Below are 19819 nucleotides of genomic sequence, written 5' to 3'. Positions count from 1 at the left end.
ATATTATTACTAATTACGGATATGAAAAAAATATAAAAATATGAAAAACCGAATAAGCTTTATACTATTTTGTTTTATTGCTATCTCTGTATTTGCGTCTAAAACGGATACACTTATTGTACATAGCAAGACAATGAATAAAGACATAAAAAATGTGGTGATAACGCCCGACTCCTATACTAAAAAAGGGCAAGCCTATTCCGTAATTTATTTGTTACACGGTGCTGGTGGCGATTATAAAGATTGGTTAAAAAAAGCTCCTAAAATTAAAACGTATGCTGATTTATATAATGTGATAATTGTTTGTCCTGACGGGAATAAAACGAGCTGGTATTTTGATAGCCCTATTGATAGTACAATGCAATATGAGACCTATGTATCTAAAGAACTCGTTACACAAATTGACAAATCATATAACACAAAAGCTTCATATAAAAATAGAGCTATTGCCGGATTAAGTATGGGCGGTCATGGTGCTCTTTATCTAGCTTTTAAACATACAGATATCTTTGGAGTAGCAGCTAGTATGAGTGGAGGTGTAGATATTAGACCTTTTCCACGAAGTTGGGATATTTCTAAACGTTTGGGGTCTTATGCTGAAAATAAAGAAACTTGGGAGAATAATACCGTAATTAATTTGGTGCATTTATTAGATGGTAAAAATTTAAAGTTTCTTTTTGATTGTGGTGTTGATGATTTCTTTTATGATGCGAATAAGAGATTACATAAGAAACTGCTAGAACGAAATATTCCACACGATTATATTGAACGCCCTGGAGGACATACCAATACGTATTGGAAAAATTCTATTAAATATCAGATGCTGTTTTTTAATGACTTCTTTGAAAGTTCTAATACTAAATTAAAATGAATATTTTTAGATGCCTATTTGTGGTAACTATTTTGGTTAGTGTTTCATGTAAATCAAAAGTACTTGATAAGAATGATCAGGTTATAAATGAAAAAGTAATTGAAAAACAACCCAATATTGTAGTTTTATTATGCGATGATTTGGGCTATGGCGATTTATCCTCATTTGGTCATCCTATTATACAAACGCCAAATTTAGATGCATTAGCTGCATCAGGTATTAAACTAACTAACTTTTATGCTGCAGCACCGGTTTGTTCACCATCTCGAGTTGGTTTACTTACAGGGCGGAGTCCTAACAGAGCAGGTGTTTATGATTTTATTCCGGGGCTTAAAAAAAGCGAAGATAATAGAGATTTAGTCCATTTACAAGCTGATGAAATAGCCATTCCGTCGTTATTAAAATCAGTAGGATATTCCACGTGTTTGGTTGGTAAATGGCATTGTAGCTCTAGATTTAATTCGGATAAACAACCACAACCTAATGATTTTGGATTTGATCATTGGTTTGCAACTCATAATAATGCGGCACCTAGTCATCAAAACCCTAAAAATTTTATACGTAACGGTGAAAAAGTAGGAGAAATAAAAGGTTATAGCAGTCAAATAATAGTGGATGAAGCCATTCAATGGTTAGAAAAGAAAGAAAGTGATGCTCCGTTTTTTCTAGAAGTTGCTTTTCATGAACCTCATGAACCTATTGCGTCACCCGAAGATTTAGTCCAAAAGTATCTACAATTTACAGACAAAAGGGAAGAGGCAGAATATTTTGCCAATGTAGAAAATGTAGATTTAGCTGTTGGAAGGTTAATATCTTATTTAAAGAAAAATAATAGTGAGAATACATTAATTGTGTTTTCATCAGATAATGGACCTGAAACCTTAATGAGGTATAGTAAAGCAAAACATTCTTACGGATCTCCGGGAGCATTAAAAGGAATGAAATTATGGACCAATGAAGCTGGTTTTAGAGTACCCGGAATTGTAAGTTGGATTGGAAAAAATAATTTTTCAGGAACTTCAGATGCTGTTGTTTCTGCTTTAGACTTTTTACCAACTTTTGCTGAGCTTTCAGGAGCCAAATTACCAGATAGAACATTAGATGGACAATCATTTAAGTCCCTATTAGATAATGGCGTTTTTGAGCGAAGTAAACCCTTAATTTGGGCATTTTATGATGCTATTAATAAACGTAGAGTGGCCATGCGAAGTGGTGAATGGAAAATAATGGGAAGTTTAGAAGTAGATCATACCGAATTACCACATATACACAATTTATATGATGGTAATGAAGACTTCGTTAAAAGTGCTAAATTAACTGATTTTGTCCTATTTAATTTAAAGAAAGATATTAATGAATCTGAAGATTTATCTTTAAAGGAGCCTGAAATTTTTAACAAATTAAAAAAAGAGTTTAAAACTCAATATCAAGAATTATTGGAGGGAAGTCATATTTGGACTCGAAATGAATAATTATTATGAATAATTTGAAAATATTTTTTATTTGTGTCAATCTGTTTTTGATTAACATCGTTAATGCTCAATTTGATTTTCCAAAGGAGATTACAAGAACACATCCTCGACTTATTTCTTCAAAAGTTACTAAATCAAATATCTTTCAAATGATAAATGCATCTGATGATGTAAAACTATCATATAATGCATTTAAAAATAAAACTTCTAACTACGTAAAACAATTTGGTACCGATGCGGAATGGTTGTCCTCAAGGTTTCAAATGTACTGGAAGTCCCATGCTACAGATGTGTATGTAAATGGTGAGTTTTATTCTCATGCCGAAGGAAAGGCTCCTGTACCAACCGTACGTTTCACCGGGCAACGTGATTATGTTACAGATTATAAAACACCCAAATTGGAAGATGCAATTCCTTATTTAGAAGATAAAAGAGGATTATATCTTCAACACAAGAAAACAAATAAATGGGAATGGGTTTCCCCTCCGAAAACGGGGCGTGTCATAGAGAATACAAATGAAAATATTATGCGTATTGCTCGAGATGCTGCACTGGTATATTTTATAGAAGGTGATGAAGATTATGCAAAATTAGCCACACACTTGTTTGATGTTTATATGCACGGATTGTATTATAGAAAGGAGCCTGTTGATTTGAAAAAAGGAAATGTTCAAAACATAATAGGCTTAACATCATTTCAAGTAATAAAAGAGGGTATTGTTGATGAATTGGCAGAGACTTTCGATTTTCTTTATGAGTATTTGCACACCAATAAAAAGGAGCAAATGCATATTTATACAGCTTCACTAAAAAAACTAGCCGAAATTATTATAAAAAATGGAGTGCCTGATAATAATTGGAATCTTCATCAAGCAAATTATATTATTCAAATAGCTTTGGTTTTAGATAATGATAAGGCTTATAAAGACGGTAAAGGTTGTCAATATTATTTGAATCGTGTTTTTAATGAATCAGAAGCAAGACAATGGTCGGTGAATGATGTTTTAGCGTATGGTTATGATCAAAATAATGGAATATGGAACGAGAGTTCTAGTTATGCACTTAGTGTAGCCAAAGGCTTTATTGAATTGGCAATGGTAATACAAGGATCCTTAGACGTTGATGTTATGCAAGGAATGCCTATTATTCCCAAAGCAGTTACCATTATGCCTCAATATCTTTATCCTAATAAAAACATTGTAGCCTTTGGTGATTCTCATTATGGTCCACTTGAAATAGAACCCTTTTTAGACCTAGTAAAAAACGCTCAACGATTTAACAAACGGCAACAAGAAGAAAAGTATACTTCTCTAATTTATATGCTTACTAATAAGGATAAAATTATAAAAGACATTAAGGGTAATGAAAATACAATTATGCGTCTTTTATATGACGATGAAGTTAAATTAGATACTTCTATTCAGCCTGCAAATGAAGCAGATTATATGACCAACACTTTTTATGCACCAAATATTAGTTGGGTTGCTATGAGAAATGGATTGGATGCTAAGCACGGGTTAATGGTTTCTCAAGTAGGTTCATTAGGTAATCATGCTCATTCCAATGGAATTGCAATGGAACTTTACGGAAAAGGATATGTATTAGGTCCTGAAGGAGGTAGAGGTTCTAGTTATTTTCAACCTGATTATCGCAAGTATTATTCACAGTTTCCCGCTCACAATACAGTATCAGTGAATGGAAAATCTGAATACAACAAAATGCGTAGTTATTATGCATTTGATGTGAATGCCTTGTATCCGGCATCAGAACAGAAAACAGGCTATTATCCCAACATTAATTTTTCAGATCTTTATTTTCATGAACCAAGTACAAATTCAGATCAAAATAGAACAATGAGTATTGTAAGAACTGGAGAAAAGTCAGGCTATTATATTGATATTTTTAGATCTAAAACCCGAGAAATAAACGATAAATACCACGATTATTTTTATCATAACCTTGGTCAAGAATTTATATTGTCAGACTCAGAAAATAAGATATTAAACGTACAGCCAAGTGCAAAACTAACTTCAAAATTAGGGAATATAGAAGCTTATGATTATATCACAGATGAAACTTCGGTTAAAACAGATAAGGATATTAAAGCAACTTTTAATTTATCTATTGAAGGAAAAGAAAGTATAAGTATGAATTTGTGGATGAACGGTAATGAAAATCGTGAAATATTTAAAGTAAAATCGCCTCGTTCTGAAGCGTTAAGAGACGCCATGGTGCCAAAAAAAGTGGCCATGGCATTACAACCTACTTTGGTAGTTCGCCAAAAAGGCGAAGCATGGAACAATCCTTTTGTTGCTATTTATGAGCCATCAACACGCAGTGAGCCATCAACCTTAAAAAGTATTAAAACTTTTAATACAGATAATAACAACAGTTTTGTTGGTTTAAAAATTGAAAGTTTATTAGACAGAATTGATTATGTGTTTTCTTCAGATAAGAGCGATAGTTATAATTATGAAGATATGTTGCTTAATGGCACTTTTGGAATTGTTACCCAAGAAAAAAGAAATACAACACTTTTTCTTGGTAAAGGTAAAAAGATTGAAAAATCAGGATACACACTTGAAATATTAGGAAAAAAATCAGGAACAGCAATACTTGTTTTCGGAGAACAATTACAACTTTCATGTAATACTTCGGTTTTATTAACTGTACCAGATAACTTTAAGAAAGGTGATGTAATTTTAAAAATAGGTTTCAAAGAATTAAAAGGAAGTCGTAAAAAAGTGAATGGTAAATTTGTAGTATCTTTTAAAGTACAGCCTATGGATTATCGAGACATATCAATTGAATTAAAAAAGTAATATTAAATTAATTATGAGATACTTTGGAAGATTTTATTTAGTTGGGGTATTTTTTTTGCTGCTAATAATTTCATGCGATGAAGGTATAGAAATCATTCAAGTGAAATCTCCTGACGGAACTAAAAGTTTTAATTTATTAAACGCTCCAAAAAGTAATACGGTTACTTTTTCAATTACCTATAATAATAGAGATGTTATACTACCGTCATCATTACTGCTTATTTCAAATGAAATTAATTTTTCTGGTAAGTTATCTGTTTTGAAAGTGGAAAACACAACTGTAAACAGTGAATGGCATTCTAATTTTAGTGAATTGAGTACAGTACCGGATCATTATAACCAAGTTAAAATATTTTTAAAAAGGGGAGATGCACTATTTAATGTTGTTTGTAGGGCATATAATGAAGGTATCTCTTTTGCATATGAAATTCCGATACAGAACAATATTTCTGAAATAGGATTGGATGAAAAAATCAATTATAACTTTGACAATGATTATCAAGTTTGGTCAACCCCAAAACGTGAGCCAAGTAAACTAACAGCTCAAGGTGAGTACAAGAAAATTCCCTTGAGTCGTTTGGAGAATGGAATTGAGCGTCCCTTAGTCATTGAAATGAATGATAGTTTGATTGTGGCTTTGGCAGAAGCAAAACTGACAGATTATGCGAGATTAAGTTTTAATAAAGGTACTAATTCTAAATACAGTATTCTCGCGGAACTTGATGGAAAAATATTTGAGCAGAAACAAGATACAATTACGGGGGCAATTACCTCTAATCGTGATAGTAATGGAGCTACAGTGCATAAAAAACTACCTTTTCAATCACCTTGGCGTGTAATAATGATGGGGAAATCTTATGGAGAACTTCTTGAAAATAACTACCTCATTCAGAATTTAAATGATGCCTCAGAAATAGCAGATGAGTCTTGGATTAAACCTGGAAAAGTGTTACGAGAAACAACACTTACTACCAAAGGTGCCATTGCGGCTATAGATTTTGTAGCTACTCATAATATGCAATATATCATGTTCGATGCTGGCTGGTATGGAGACGAGATGAAAAACAGTTCGGACGCCACAACTGTGACGTTAGATCCAAAACGATCTAAGGGACCATTGGACATGAAAGCTGTTACGGCTTATGGAAAAAATAAAGGGATTGGTGTAATACTTTATGTCAATCGGAGATCGCTTGAAAAACAATTGGATGATTTACTACCATTATTTAAAGAGTGGGGTATTGCAGGTATTAAATTTGGTTTTGTTCGAGTTGGAGATCAAAATGCTACAGCTTGGATGCATGAAGCCATAAAGAAAGTTGCTAAATATAAAATGATTGTTGATGTACATGATGAGTATCGACCCACAGGTTTCTCAAGAACCTACCCAAATTTACTAACACAAGAAGGCATTCGTGGCGACGAAGAAACGGTTTCTAATGAGCATACATTAATCACCATGTTTACTAGAATGTTAGCTGGTGCTGCAGATAACACCGTTTGTTATTATAATAAAAGAGTTGATAATATGGGGTCACATGCTTCACAGTTGGCAAAAACAGTGTGTCTGTTTAGTCCGTTGCAATTTTTATATTGGTATGACAAACCTGCTGCTTCACCAGAAAAAAATGATGGTTTATGGGGAGATACAAAACATATTGGAAATGAACCTGAATTAGCGTTTTTTGATAATGTACCTACTACTTGGGATGAAACCAAAGTTTTATATGGAGAAATTGGTGAATTAGGAGTAATTGCAAGAAGAAAAGGTGACGACTGGTTTATTGGTGGGATTAATGGAGTAACAGAGCGTAAAGTAGCATTAGATTTTTCATTTTTGAAAGAAAATCAAATTTACAAAGCAAAAGTTTATACGGATGACGAATGTGTGAAAACTAGAACGCAGGTTAAAATAGAAGAAATGGAGATTAGCAATCAATCAAAACTAGATTTAATCCTAAAAAGTAATAATGGATTTGCTATTCATTTAATAAAACAATAATGAAATTAAGAATTAATAATAACCTAAAGTTTTTATTTTTAGTTGGGCTAACTTTATTCTGGGTCTTATGCTCAACAGCTCAACAAAGTGAGCATCCTAGAATTTATATAACAAATGATTCAAAGGAAGCATTTCTAAAAACAATTGAAAATACGAGTTGGAAAAAGGAACTGGTAGATCAGAAAAAAGAAAAGGTTGAAAAATATCTAAAACTGGTAAAGAATGATTCTAAATGGTTGGTTTCTAGATTACAGATGAACTGGAAAACAAAACATAATAAGGTCTTTTTAAAAGGAGGGAAGTTTTCACATTCAGAAGGTTCCGCTCCCGTAGCAACAGTTAGATATTCGGGTACAAGAGATTGGGCAACAGATTATAACCGTCCTAAACTTGAAAATGTACAGCCTTATTTTGATGATTCAAGAGGTTTGTATTTACAGCACAAAAAAACAAAAAAGATGGAATGGGTTCATCCATCAAAAGCAGGGTTTACTGTTGAAAAAATCAACGAGCAAATAATGGGTATCGCAGAAGATGCTGCCTTTTTATATTGGCTTACTGGCAAGAAAAAATATGCTGAATTAGCGACTCCAATTTTTATAACTTATATGAACGGTATGCATTACAGAGATGCACCCATTGATTTAGAAAATTCAACACAGCAAAATATTTCAGGATTGGCAACCTTTGAAGTTATCCATGAAGGTATTGTCGTTTCATTAGTTACTGCTTATGATTTTTTATATGATTACTTAAAAGCCAAGAATACGAATTTAGAGAACTCTGTTGCTGTTTTTCAAAAATGGGGAGATCAAATTATTAAAAATGGAATCCCTGATAATAACTGGAATCTTTTTCAAGCTCGTTTTTTAACTTATATCGGATTGGTTTTAGATAAAAATGAAAGCTATAAAAATGGCAAAGGGACAGAATATTTTTTAAACCATACTTTTACAACATCTACAGACAGACAATTGGCAGTTAAAGAGTCACTTTTGGTGTATGATCATGAAACAGGAATTTGGCCTGAATCGCCATCCTATTCTGTCCATGTGATAACTACACTGTTGCGAATCTTTACATTATTAGACCATGCTACAAATAACAATGAATTTTTGAATTACCCAATTGTTGAAAAGGCAGCCTTATCTTCTTTTCAATATTTGTTTCCGAATGGTTATACACTTGGCTTTGGAGATGCCAATCATAAAATTCTACCACCAGAAAATTTTGAGTTGTTAATTTCAAATTATCAAAAATATAATGAAAAGGATAAGGAAGAACTAATTTCAGGTCTACTCTCTAAAATGATTTCAGATAAATTATACACCCGTAAAGCCTCAGATTTTTTTCAATTGTTTTTCTATGTAGATGAATTAAAAACCAGTAAATCTATTAAAGAATCAAATATAGAAAGCCTAACATCTCCAACTTTTTATGCACCAAATGTGAGTATGTTTAATCAACGAATGGGTAAAGGTGATGATGCCTTAATGGTATCTACTGTTGGTTCATTTGGTAACCATGCACATGCCAATGGTATTTCATTGGAATTATATGCAAACAATTATGTGTTAGGTCCAGATTCTGGTAAAGGGCCAAGTTACTGGCATCCTACTCATCGAGAATATTATTCTCGTTTTCCCGCACATAATACGGTAATTGTAGACGGTAAATCTGATTACGCAGCTATGCGTACCTATAACCCTTATAAGTTAGAGAACTACTATCCTGAAATAGGTGAAACACCCGCTTTTAATAAAGTGAGTTTTTCAATGGTTTCCTTTTTTGAACCAGAAACAGTTTCTGATCAGCAACGTTTTACAGCACTAATAAAATCAAATACTAATAAAGGTTATATTGTAGATGTTTTTAGATCTAAAAAACAAAAAGTAGGAAAACAAAAACATGAATATATTTATCATAATTTAGGTCAATCTTTAGAAATTTTTGATTCTAAAAATAAACTCATAAAACTAGCTACAACTGACGAATTAAGTTCTAAAAAAGGAGATTTAAAAGGTTATGATTTTTACAAGGATAAAAAGAAGGTTATTCTTTCTAATGATTTACAGGCTCTATTTAAATTAAAAAGTGAAGGAAACCCTGATAATTTGATGAGGTTGTGGGTTAAAGGAAGTGAAAATCAAACTATATATAGTGTAAAATCACCTAAGTCAAATGCGATAAGTAAAGGTACGGCTCCTACTGAATTTTTAAAGGAACCAATGCCAACCCTAATTTTAAAAAGAGACGAAGCAGCATGGAAAAACCCTTTTGCGGTAGTGTATAATCCGTATATGGAAAATGGTAAAAATCCCATTGAAAAGGTTACTTATGCTTCTCTTGATAACTATCCGAATACACAACTGATTGATGTACTTCTAGATGATAAAGAAACAATAGATAGAATAGTTTTAAATGCATCAGAAAATGATGTCGCAGCAAAAGATGCTTTTTTTCAAAAGGGATTACTCTCTATTACGCGTGAATCTAAAACAAATAAAAAATTAGAGTATTTATTTCTTTCTGGGATGGAAAAATATGAAAATGACGGTTGGAATATTATAACATCTGGTACGCCTTTTACGCTATCAATGGAACGTAATAAAGTAGGATATTTAATAGCTACAGATGGTCCAATTACGATTAATATGCCATTTGTAAAAGGGGATAAACCAGCAGAGTTAAGATTGTATGAGAATGGTGAAATGGTTTCAAAGCGAAAAGGAACAACAAATAGAAACAATGATAATCAATTGGTCTTTAAAATAGAAAAGGCATACAAAAAAATTGAAATAAAATATTAATACAAAATGAAAAAAATAATCCTATTTATATCCGTTTTAAGTTTAATTTTTTCTTGTACAAACGAGAAGAATAGTATTGAAATATTTGTTTCGTCGAAGGGTGAAACAACAAATGATGGCACTAAAAACAGTCCATTTGCAACATTAGAAAGTGCAATTAAAAAAGCTAGTGATCTTAAGGCTAAAGATTCAAAAGCTATAATAGACATTACAATTTTAAAAGGAGATTATCATTTATCAGAACCCATAAAAATTCCTCCTTTATTAAGTAATTTATCAATAAAAGGGATTAATGCAGCTGATGTAAAAATAAAAGGTTCTACAGTATTAACATCGAAATGGGAAAAATTTAATGACAATATGTTTGTTACGACAGTTTCTGAAAATTTGGATTTTGATCAATTAATAGTTAATGGTAAAGCTCAAATTTTAGCACGTTATCCTAATTATGATGAAAGTTCTCAATATTGGCAAGGATCTGCTGCAGATGCCATTTCAAAAGAAAGAATAGCCTCATGGAAAAATCCAAAAGGAGCTTATTTTAGTGCTTTACATGGAGGTAAATGGGGTGGTTTTCATTTTACAATTACAGGTGTAAATGAAGATGGTTCAGCAATTTTGGAAGGAGGACAACAAAACAATAGAGGCTCAGAACCGCACAAAGAGTATCGAATGGTTGAAAATGTTTTTGAGGAATTGGATAGTCCTGGCGAGTGGTATTTAGATAAAATAGAGCATAAATTATATTATTGGCCATCAGAAAATGTAGCTCTTGATAGTGACAAAATTGAAGTGGCCGTTCTTAAAGATTTAATACAAATTGTTGGTACCAAAGAAAATCCTGTAAGAGATGTGACGATTAGTGGAATAACTTTTGAAAATACACAACGTACATTCATGGAGGCATATGAGCCTTTACTGCGAAGTGATTGGACTATTTATAGAGGGAGTGCTATATTTTTTGAAGGTACAGAAAATTGTAAAATTGAAGATAGTCAGTTTGTAAATTTAGGAGGTAATGTTATTATGGCAAGTAAATACAATAAGGGACTGGAAATAAAAGGGAACCATATTCATGATTGCGGTGCAAGTGCTGTGTCTTTTATTGGAGATCCATCGGCTGTAAGATCACCATCATTTAATTATAGGGAATTTGTTTCCATGGCAGAAATGGATACTGTTTCCGGTCCACAAAATGAATTGTATCCGAGAGCATGCCTTGTTGAGGATAATTTGATTTATAGAATAGGAAGAATTGAAAAGCAAACGGCAGGTGTACAAATTGCGATGGCAATGGATATTACTGTTAGGCATAATAGTATTTATGATGTACCTAGAGCTGGTATTAATATTGGTGATGGTACATGGGGCGGACATATTTTAGAATTTAACGATGTGTTTAATACGGTGTTAGAAACAAGTGATCATGGTTCATTTAATTCTTGGGGTAGAGATCGTTTTTGGCATCCAAATCGTCGTATTATGGATAGCTTAACCACGTCAAATCCTAACATGCATACATGGGATGCCATAAAAACAACCATTATTAGAAACAATCGTTTTCGTTGTGATCACGGCTGGGATATTGACTTAGATGATGGTTCCTCTAATTATCATATTTATAATAATTTATTGCTAAACAATGGGCTAAAATTACGTGAAGGTTTTAATCGTGTAGCTGAAAATAACATCATGGTAAACAACTCTTTACATCCACATGTTTGGTTTAAGAATAGCGAAGATGTTTTTAAGCATAATATTGTTGGTAAAGCGTATCAAGATGTACGATTATTGGGCTGGGGAAAGGAATTAGATTATAACTTTTTTCCGACAGAAGAAACCCTTTTGAAATCTCAAATTTATGATAGAGACTTACACAGTACTTATGGAGATCCGATGTTTATAGACCCTGCAAACTTAGATTTTACCGTGGCAGAGAACTCAAAGGCTTTGAGTATTGGGTTTAAAAACTTTCCTATGGATCAATTTGGAGTTCAAAAAGCAGCATTAAAATCTATAGCGAAAACACCTGAAATTCCATTACTTAAAACCCCTTCATCAAATAAAGATAAATCGAGTGCAACTGTAGCATGGTTACGTAATGAAATTAAAAGTGTGGATTCAGAACAAGAGCAATCGGCATATGGTTTAAAAACACCAGAAGGTGTTATTCTATTAAAAGTATGGAATCAAAGCCCAGCTGTTAAAAATAACGGACTAAAAAAAGGGGATGTTATTTTAGAGGCTGCTGGAAAAAAAGTGAATACTGTAAAGGACTTTTTTAAAATTAATGTTGCTAATACTTCTGATGAATTAGAACTATTAATTATGCGAAATCAAACGGAAAAAAAATTGACTATTAAAATAAAGTAAAACGAACTCAACCATAATATTAAAACTAAATAAAATGAAAATGTTAAAAAAATCGATCATAATTATACTGGTTGCTCTATTGCATATTAGTACGGGTTTTGCACAAGAAAAGAAAAATGTTAAAAAGTTATCAGATGATGAACGTATGGAATGGTGGCGTGATGCAAAGTTCGGAATGTTTATTCATTGGGGTGCGTATTCCATAATTGGAGGTGAACGTGATACTAAAATTGCAGGTGGTGGTGCAGAATGGGCCATGGATAAACTCGATTATACAATCGAAGATTATGAGAAATATCCAGAAATGTTTAATCCCCAATTATTTGACGCAGATGCATGGGTAACTATGGCTAAAAATGCAGGGATGAAGTATATTGTAATTACATCTAAGCACCATGAAGGATTTGCATTGTGGGACTCTAAAGTTTCGGATTACGATGTAATGGATACCTCTCCTTTTAAGCGTGATATTATTAAAGAATTATCAGAAGCTTGTAAAAAACAAGGAATCATATTTTGTGTTTACTATTCTATTGTTGACTGGCATCACCCACAAGCACAAGGAAATTTGTATCCAAATTATAATATAGCACAACATGACGATCCATCTGTGGTAAATCCGAAGTTTCCTAAGTACTTTAAAAACTATATGAAACCTCAAGTAAAAGAATTATTAACGAATTATGGAGACATAGGAGTGGTATGGTTTGATGGAGATTGGATTTCAGATTATACTACAGAAATGGGAAAAGAGCTGTATGATTTTATTCGTGAGATTCAACCGAATACAATTGTGAATAATCGTGTAGATAAAGGCCGTATGGGAATGGAAGGAATGGATGCCGATGGTGACTTTGCTGGAGATTTTGGTACACCTGAACAAGAAATTCCTGATACAGGTATTGCTTCTGATTGGGAAGCTTGTATGACCATGAATGGTTCATGGGGATATAAGCCTTCAGACAACAAATGGAAAAGTAGCGAAGATCTAATCCAAAAATTAGTGGATATTGTTTCTAAGGGAGGGAACTTTCTATTAAATATTGGACCTGATGGTTTTGGAAGATTTCCTGCTGAAAGTATTAGACGATTGAATGCCATGGGAGAATGGACTAAAAAGAATGGAGAATCTGTTTATGGAGCTTCTGCAAGTCCATATGAAAAACCTAAATGGGGACGCTATACTCAAAAAGGGAATGTTATTTATGCCCATGTTTTTGATTGGCCAAAAAGTGGAACATTAAAATTACATAAAGATATTAAAGTTAAAAAAGCAACCCTCTTAACAGCTCCAAACACGGAATTAAAAACACTTGGAACATCAAGAGAGGTTTTAGTTGAAGTGCCTATACTTGCACCAGATAATACTGTTTCTGTTATTAAAATAGAGTTAGCTAAATAAGTTTAAAGGCCTATTATTTTATATCATAAACAATAATTATAATTTTTATAAAAAATGAAAACATTAATCATACTCATAGTACTATCCGTAGTACAACTAAGTCCTGCTTTTGCTCAAGAAAATAGTGAAAAGGAAAAGCTTTCAGATACGCAACAATTTATAAAAATGGCTGAATGGACCAAGCAAAATGGAGAGGCTATTTATGGCACTTCTGAGAGTACATTTGAAAAACCAAATTGGGGACGTTACACCAGAAAAGAAGATATACTTTATGCACATGTTTTTGATTGGCCAACAGATGGAAAACTGATTATTGATAGAGGCATAAATGTAAGAACGGCCTACTTAAATTATGGGGACAAAAAATTAAAAACAAAATTGGTGGATGGTAATTTGACTATTTTCTTACCTAAAGTGGCACCAAATGATATTGCCACGGTTATAAAAATTGTTTTAACACCTACAGAAGATTGGGCAAATTTAAATCGATACAGAAAAGCAAATGCGAGTTTAAAAGCTCCATCTAAAAATGAAAAAAGAGTTGTATTTATTGGTAATTCAATAACAGATAATTGGACACGAGATCACGGGCAATTCTTTGAAGCGAATCCAACTTATATAAATAGAGGAATTAGTGGTCAAACTAGTGCTCAAATGTTGTTAAGGTTAAGACCAGATGTCATAGAATTAAAACCAAAAGTAGTTGTTATTTCAGCAGGTACAAATGATATTGCGGGTAATAGAGGTGTTATCAGTATTGAGCGTATTGCTGGAAATATTTTTTCTATGGCAGAATTAGCGAGAGCAAACAATATAGAGGTTGTGTTAGCCTCTGTATTACCTGCCAGTAGTTATTCTTGGAGTGCTTCAATAGAACCGGCCAATCAAATTATTAAATTGAATAAATTGATTAAAGCGTATGCTAAAAAACACAAGATGGTATATCTCGATTATTTTACCCCAATGGTTGATAGTGAAAATGCCTTAAAAAAAGAGTTGGGTAGAGATACTGTACATCCAAATGCCGATGGTTATGATATTATGGAGCCATTGGTTCAAGAGGCCATCAAAAAGGCTTTGAAAAGAAAAAAATAATAAATTCTTTATTATTAAAATAATTGAAAAGGTCAAAGCGTGTTGAATTTTAAATACGTTTTGACCTTTTAATAATTATCCTTCTTACTTCTTGAGATAATTAATGTATTTAAGTAAATCCCTTAATTTTTAATCAAATACTCAAAATAAATCATAATTTATAGCTCTTGAATGATGAGTTATATTTCTTTATGCATAAAATAGATAGTATTGTATATTCAATTAAACTAATTTGAGAAGTATGCAAAGAGGCCTATTATTTGTAATTTTTTATATACTAGTATTTTCCCTGAATGCACAAACAAGAAATTATCTTTTATATACTGATGAAAATATCTCTCGGTTAAAAGATCAAATTAAGACAGATGAATCCATCGAGAAAAACTGGGATAATCAGTACAAAAAAGCCAAAAAATTATTAAAGAAAGATAGGTTAAAGTCGACCGATGGTTTGCTGCTTGGTTTAGTTTTTAGAGTTACTGGCGAGGAAAAGTATGCCAATAAGTTGAAAGAGTTACTTCTTTATTATGGAACGAAGAAAACTTGGGAAGGCGGTACCTTATTAAAAAGAAACCCACCATGGAAAGGTGGATTGGGTACTTCTCACACGAGCTATGACATTGCAATGGGGTTTGATGCCATATATCAATATTTAACTGGGTCAGAAAGAAAAAAAATAGCTCAAAGTATTGTCGATTTAGGAATAGCACCAGCAAGAGAAGATTGGCTAGAATTAACCACAAACATGCATACCTTTGATACTATGGGGCATAATTGGTGGAGTGCCTGTGTTTATATGTCAGGACTGGCATCTTTAGCTGTAAGAAGTGAAATACCTGAAGCAACCAAGTGGGCAAAAGAAGTTGAAAATTCAGCTATAGAATGGATGAATTATACGGGGAGTATATTGCAAAATAAACCTCCTACTTTTGATAAAGATGGTGGTTTTTATGAAAGCTTAAACTATGCTTCATATGCCACATCACAATATTTATTGTTCTTAACGGCTTATAAAAATGCATGGCCAGATGAGTCCACTTATGAATCTCCATTGCTTGATAATATTGGTAATTTCTTTATCAATACAACGTATTATGTAAAAGGAAAAAATGACCTTGCCGTAAATTTTGGAGACTCGGGCATTGATGCAAATGGGGATAGAATACTCAAACTACTATGGAATTTAGGGTATCAAAAAGATGAATACGCTTGGTATATCAACAAAACGACAAACAAGGAATCGAGATATTGGAAATCAGCGGAGGCGTTAGCTTTGAACCCGAACTTACCAACTTTAAATACGGATTATGTACCCAAAGGATCTAAATCTCATCTGTATAAAGATATGGGTTGGGCAACCTTACGAAATTCTTGGGAAGATAATAAAACCATGTTAGCGGTGAAATCAGGGTTTACTTGGAATCATGCACATGCCGATGCAGGTTCATATATATTATTTCACAACGGTAAAAATTTAATAATAGATTCAGGTGGAGCTAGTTATTTGAGTCCATTATATACGGAATTTTATTGTCAAAGTGAAGCACATAATGTTGTGTTCTTTGATGGGAAAGCTCAAAATAGAAATGATCCTTATTTTGGAAGTGTTAATTCAGGTTCATTGCATAATCTTGTTGAAGGAGAGGGATTTAAATATTTATTAGCAAATGCTACGGGACCATATTCTCACATTTTGGCTCGGAATTATCGTAACTTTATTTGGGTAGGTGATGTCATTTTAGTTATTGACGATTTACTCGCCTTTGAACCGGGGCAATTTGAATGGCTATTGCATTACAATGGAGAATCTAATTTAAAAGGCGGAATTGATTTGAAAATTAAAGATGAAGATGCTAAAATAAGAGTGCGTCCACTCTTTCCTGAAACGTTTCCTCCTGGAGGAGAACGCCCACATGATTTTCCAGAACATATGAGATTAACTGAAAAAATTGGACATGAAGATCATCATCCTGAAGAAAGTAAACCTTATTGGTCTATTAGTCATTTTGAAAAAACTACGAGAACAAAATTTGTTTCTGCAATCATACTAGAAACAGAGGAAAACAAGAACAAATTACCAATAATTACACGAGAGGAAGGTAAAGATTATTTAAAAGTCACCATTACTCAAAATGGTGAAACCTCTGTTGTATATTTTAATTTATTAGCAGATGGTCGCTTAAAACATCGAAATAGTCTCATAAATATTGAAGGTTGGGAAACTGATGCGTACCTTACTGTTTTAAAGTTTGACGAAAATGCTGATAAAACAGATATAAATACAGTTAATGAAGTGTTTATTGGGCATGGTAGTTATTTACGTCGTAATGGGCAAGTTTTACTTCATTCTTTGTCAAAATATACCGCTTTGGTAGAGAATTTTGGAAAGCAACCAAATTTAATTTTTCAAGGGCAACCTAATGCTACGGTCACTATTTATAATCCCGAAAATATAAAAAGTTTACAATTAAATGAAGTCCTTAAAAAAGGTATTTATGATAACTCAAATAAAACGATTCAATTACAAATTAGAAATAATAAATAATTTAAAAAATATGAAATTTCATTCCTTTTTTAAAAAAATATATCAATTGGTATTTTCCATTGTGTTGTTAGGTTGCCTTTTGCTCATTGGATGTACTCCCAAAGAAAATTCTAAAAATTATGATGCTGATGTAATTATATATGGAGGTACTTCAGCAGCTATAACTACAGCTGTACAGTTAAAACGAATGGGAAAGACGGTTTTGATTCTTTGTCCTGAAAAACATATTGGAGGTTTATCATCAAGTGGTCTTGGTTTTACAGATCTTGGTAATAAGACGGTTATTGGAGGTATTTCAAAAGAATTTTATCAAAGTGTTTATAATCATTATCAAAATCAAAAAGCTTGGAATTGGCAACCACGCAATGAATACGGAAATGAAGGTCAGGGTACCACAGCAATCGATAATAGTACAAAGACCATGTGGACATTTGAACCTCATGTAGCGGAAAAAATTTTTGAAGACATGGTGAAGAAATATAATATTAAAATCTTGCGAGATAAATGGTTAGACCGTGAGAAAGGTGTGGAGATGAAGGATGGTAAAATAATAGCTATCACAACGTTAGATGGTGAAAAATATACAGCTAAAGTATTTGTAGATGGTTCTTATGAAGGTGATTTAATGGCAGCTGCTGGTGTTAATTATCATGTAGGGCGTGAGGCTAATAGTGTGTATAATGAAGAGTGGAATGGTGTGCAAAAAGAGATTTTTCATCACAGTCACAATTTCGCGGACAGAAAAATAAGCCCTTATCTAATTGAAGGTGATTCAACAAGTGGCGTTTTGCCCTTTATTTCTACAGACGCACCAGGAGAACAGGGGCAGGGAGATCATAAAGTACAAGCTTATAATTACAGATTGTGTACTACCAATGCTGAAGGTAATGTAATACCATTTGAAAAACCAGAAGATTATAACCCTGCTGATTATGAATTGTTAAGAAGAGTGTTTAAATCAGGCAGATATTCTATGTTCGGCGGGGGTAAAATTCCAAACCATAAGCGAGATGTTAACAATGTAGGTCCATTTAGTTCAGATAATATTGGTATGAACTATGAATACCCGGAGGCAACTTATGAAAAGAGAAAAGAAATTTTAGCACAGCATATTAGCTATCATAAAGGCTTACTTTATTTTTGGGGACATGACGAAAGTGTTCCGCAAGAACACAAAGACAATATTAATAAATGGGGGTTAGCTAAAGATGAGTTTGTAGATAATGATCATTGGCCTTATCAAATTTATGTGCGTGAAGCAAGACGTATGTTGGGTGAATTTGTAATGACTGAAAATGAAATTTTAGGAAAAAGCGGAGTGACTCAACCGATAGGAATGGGCTCGTATACGATGGATTCGCATAATGTTCAACGTTATATTACAAAAAATGGATATGTACAAAATGAAGGTGATTTAGGTGTTGATGCAGAAGAACCCTATCAAATTCATTTAGGTACTATTCTTCCCAAAAAACGAGAGTGTAAAAACTTAATTGTTCCTTGTGCTGTGTCGAGTTCTCACATTGCTTATGGATCTATTAGAATGGAACCTGTTTTTATGATACTTGGACAAAGTGCTGGTACTTTAGCAGGTTTGGCAATTGAATCGGGAAATGATATTCACGAAGTTTCTTACGATAAATTAAAAGAAAAATTAATAGCAGATCAGCAAGTTTTAGAATTTTTACCGTAATAAAATGAGAAATTATTTTTCAAATACTGTTTTAACTTTAGGTTTAGTAATTAGCTCTTTAGGTGTTAGTGCTCAGGTGATTAATGCTGGAGTAGGAGGTAATAATACTATGAATTTATTAAGTCGATTGGATAAAGATGTTTTAGAACAACATCCTGATTTAGTGATTTTAATGGTGGGTACAAACGATATGTTGAATTCTAAAAAAATGATTTCATATAAAAAATATGAAGACAATCTTGTAACGCTAATTAGAAAAATAAAAGAAAAAGGGATTGAAATTGTGTTAATGTCACCTCCACCGGCCGACTCTGTTTATCTTTTTGAAAGGCATGATAAAAATCTTTTTAGAGCATCTCCTAATGAGAAATTAGATTCAGTGAGACAAATAAATTTGAGAATTGCTGTTAACAATGAATTGAAGTTTATAGACCTTTATCAGGCTTTTACTGATTTAGACCTTCCAAAACACAACACAGATTTGTTTATTAGAAATCAAAAAAATAGTGGTGTTAGTGATGGAGTACATCCAACTGAATTGGGGTATCATTTTATTGGAGAAATGGTCTTCTATTTTTTAAAAGGTAATCAATTAGTACAAAAGCAACAGAAAATTGTATGTTTTGGAGATTCTATTACCAAAGGAAGCGGAGCGAAAGGAAAAACCTATCCAGTTATCCTTCAGAACCTCATCAATGATTATGATCATAAATAATTATAAAAATTCAATTAAA

11 protein-coding genes are annotated in these 19819 nt (G+C 32.7%); all 11 read left to right on the top strand.

Translation table 11 applies throughout. The annotated features are described in order from the left end of the window. Positions 1 to 40: 40 nt before the first annotated feature. Positions 41 to 871, top strand: a complete 831-nt coding sequence (locus tag D3P13_RS11360; RefSeq protein ID WP_117882463.1) for an alpha/beta hydrolase — start codon at positions 41 to 43, stop codon at positions 869 to 871. After that, positions 868 to 2343 (top strand): sulfatase-like hydrolase/transferase, encoded by a 1476-nt coding sequence (locus D3P13_RS11355; RefSeq protein WP_117882461.1) that lies wholly within the window; start codon positions 868 to 870, stop codon positions 2341 to 2343. The genes D3P13_RS11360 and D3P13_RS11355 overlap by 4 nt, the downstream gene beginning before the upstream one ends. A gap of 5 nt (positions 2344 to 2348) precedes the next feature. Then, positions 2349 to 5165 carry a heparinase II/III domain-containing protein gene (locus D3P13_RS11350; RefSeq protein ID WP_117882459.1) on the top strand — a complete coding sequence of 939 codons (2817 nt, stop codon included), beginning with the start codon at positions 2349 to 2351 and terminating at the stop codon, positions 5163 to 5165. A 13-nt stretch (positions 5166 to 5178) separates the two neighbouring features. Beyond that, positions 5179 to 7167 (top strand): glycoside hydrolase family 97 protein, encoded by a 1989-nt coding sequence (locus tag D3P13_RS11345; RefSeq protein WP_117882457.1) that lies wholly within the window; start codon positions 5179 to 5181, stop codon positions 7165 to 7167. Further along, entirely contained in the window at positions 7167 to 9977 is a 2811-nt protein-coding gene (locus D3P13_RS11340) for a heparinase II/III domain-containing protein (RefSeq protein ID WP_117882455.1), read from the top strand. Before D3P13_RS11345 ends, D3P13_RS11340 begins: the two co-directional genes overlap by 1 nt. A 6-nt stretch (positions 9978 to 9983) precedes the next feature. Next, a complete protein-coding gene (locus D3P13_RS11335) occupies positions 9984 to 12350 on the top strand; it encodes a PDZ domain-containing protein (protein ID WP_117882453.1) in 2367 nt (788 codons plus the stop codon). 34 nt (positions 12351 to 12384) lie between these two features. After that, on the top strand, positions 12385 to 13752 hold the full coding sequence (locus tag D3P13_RS11330) for an alpha-L-fucosidase (protein WP_117882452.1): 1368 nt from the start codon (positions 12385 to 12387) through the stop codon (positions 13750 to 13752). Between the two features lie 54 nt (positions 13753 to 13806). Then, positions 13807 to 14847, top strand: a complete 1041-nt coding sequence (locus D3P13_RS11325) for a GDSL-type esterase/lipase family protein (protein ID WP_232829174.1) — start codon at positions 13807 to 13809, stop codon at positions 14845 to 14847. Positions 14848 to 15088: 241 nt separating this feature from the next. After that, positions 15089 to 17392 carry a heparinase II/III family protein gene (locus D3P13_RS11320; RefSeq protein ID WP_117882450.1) on the top strand — a complete coding sequence of 768 codons (2304 nt, stop codon included), beginning with the start codon at positions 15089 to 15091 and terminating at the stop codon, positions 17390 to 17392. Continuing rightward, positions 17343 to 19085, top strand: a complete 1743-nt coding sequence (locus D3P13_RS11315; protein WP_117882448.1) for an FAD-dependent oxidoreductase — start codon at positions 17343 to 17345, stop codon at positions 19083 to 19085. Before D3P13_RS11320 ends, D3P13_RS11315 begins: the two co-directional genes overlap by 50 nt. A 4-nt stretch (positions 19086 to 19089) precedes the next feature. Further along, on the top strand, positions 19090 to 19800 hold the full coding sequence (locus D3P13_RS11310) for an SGNH/GDSL hydrolase family protein (RefSeq protein ID WP_117882445.1): 711 nt from the start codon (positions 19090 to 19092) through the stop codon (positions 19798 to 19800). Positions 19801 to 19819: the final 19 nt, after the last annotated feature.

The organism is Aureibaculum luteum, assembly GCF_003449015.1.
GTDB lineage: Bacteria > Bacteroidota > Bacteroidia > Flavobacteriales > Flavobacteriaceae > Aureibaculum > Aureibaculum luteum.
The sequence above is the reverse complement of the archived record's forward strand: the minus strand, read 5'-3'. Positions and strand labels throughout refer to the sequence as shown.

Bases quoted from the DNA above. Each gene is read 5' to 3' on its own strand.
- D3P13_RS11360 (WP_117882463.1), top strand. From the start codon at position 41: ATGAAAAACCGAATAAGCTTTATACTATTTTGTTTTATTGCTATCTCT.
- D3P13_RS11355 (WP_117882461.1), top strand. From the start codon at position 868: ATGAATATTTTTAGATGCCTATTTGTGGTAACTATTTTGGTTAGTGTT.
- D3P13_RS11350 (WP_117882459.1), top strand. From the start codon at position 2,349: ATGAATAATTTGAAAATATTTTTTATTTGTGTCAATCTGTTTTTGATT.
- D3P13_RS11345 (WP_117882457.1), top strand. From the start codon at position 5,179: ATGAGATACTTTGGAAGATTTTATTTAGTTGGGGTATTTTTTTTGCTG.
- D3P13_RS11340 (WP_117882455.1), top strand. From the start codon at position 7,167: ATGAAATTAAGAATTAATAATAACCTAAAGTTTTTATTTTTAGTTGGG.
- D3P13_RS11335 (WP_117882453.1), top strand. From the start codon at position 9,984: ATGAAAAAAATAATCCTATTTATATCCGTTTTAAGTTTAATTTTTTCT.
- D3P13_RS11330 (WP_117882452.1), top strand. From the start codon at position 12,385: ATGAAAATGTTAAAAAAATCGATCATAATTATACTGGTTGCTCTATTG.
- D3P13_RS11325 (WP_232829174.1), top strand. From the start codon at position 13,807: ATGAAAACATTAATCATACTCATAGTACTATCCGTAGTACAACTAAGT.
- D3P13_RS11320 (WP_117882450.1), top strand. From the start codon at position 15,089: ATGCAAAGAGGCCTATTATTTGTAATTTTTTATATACTAGTATTTTCC.
- D3P13_RS11315 (WP_117882448.1), top strand. From the start codon at position 17,343: ATGATAACTCAAATAAAACGATTCAATTACAAATTAGAAATAATAAAT.
- D3P13_RS11310 (WP_117882445.1), top strand. From the start codon at position 19,090: ATGAGAAATTATTTTTCAAATACTGTTTTAACTTTAGGTTTAGTAATT.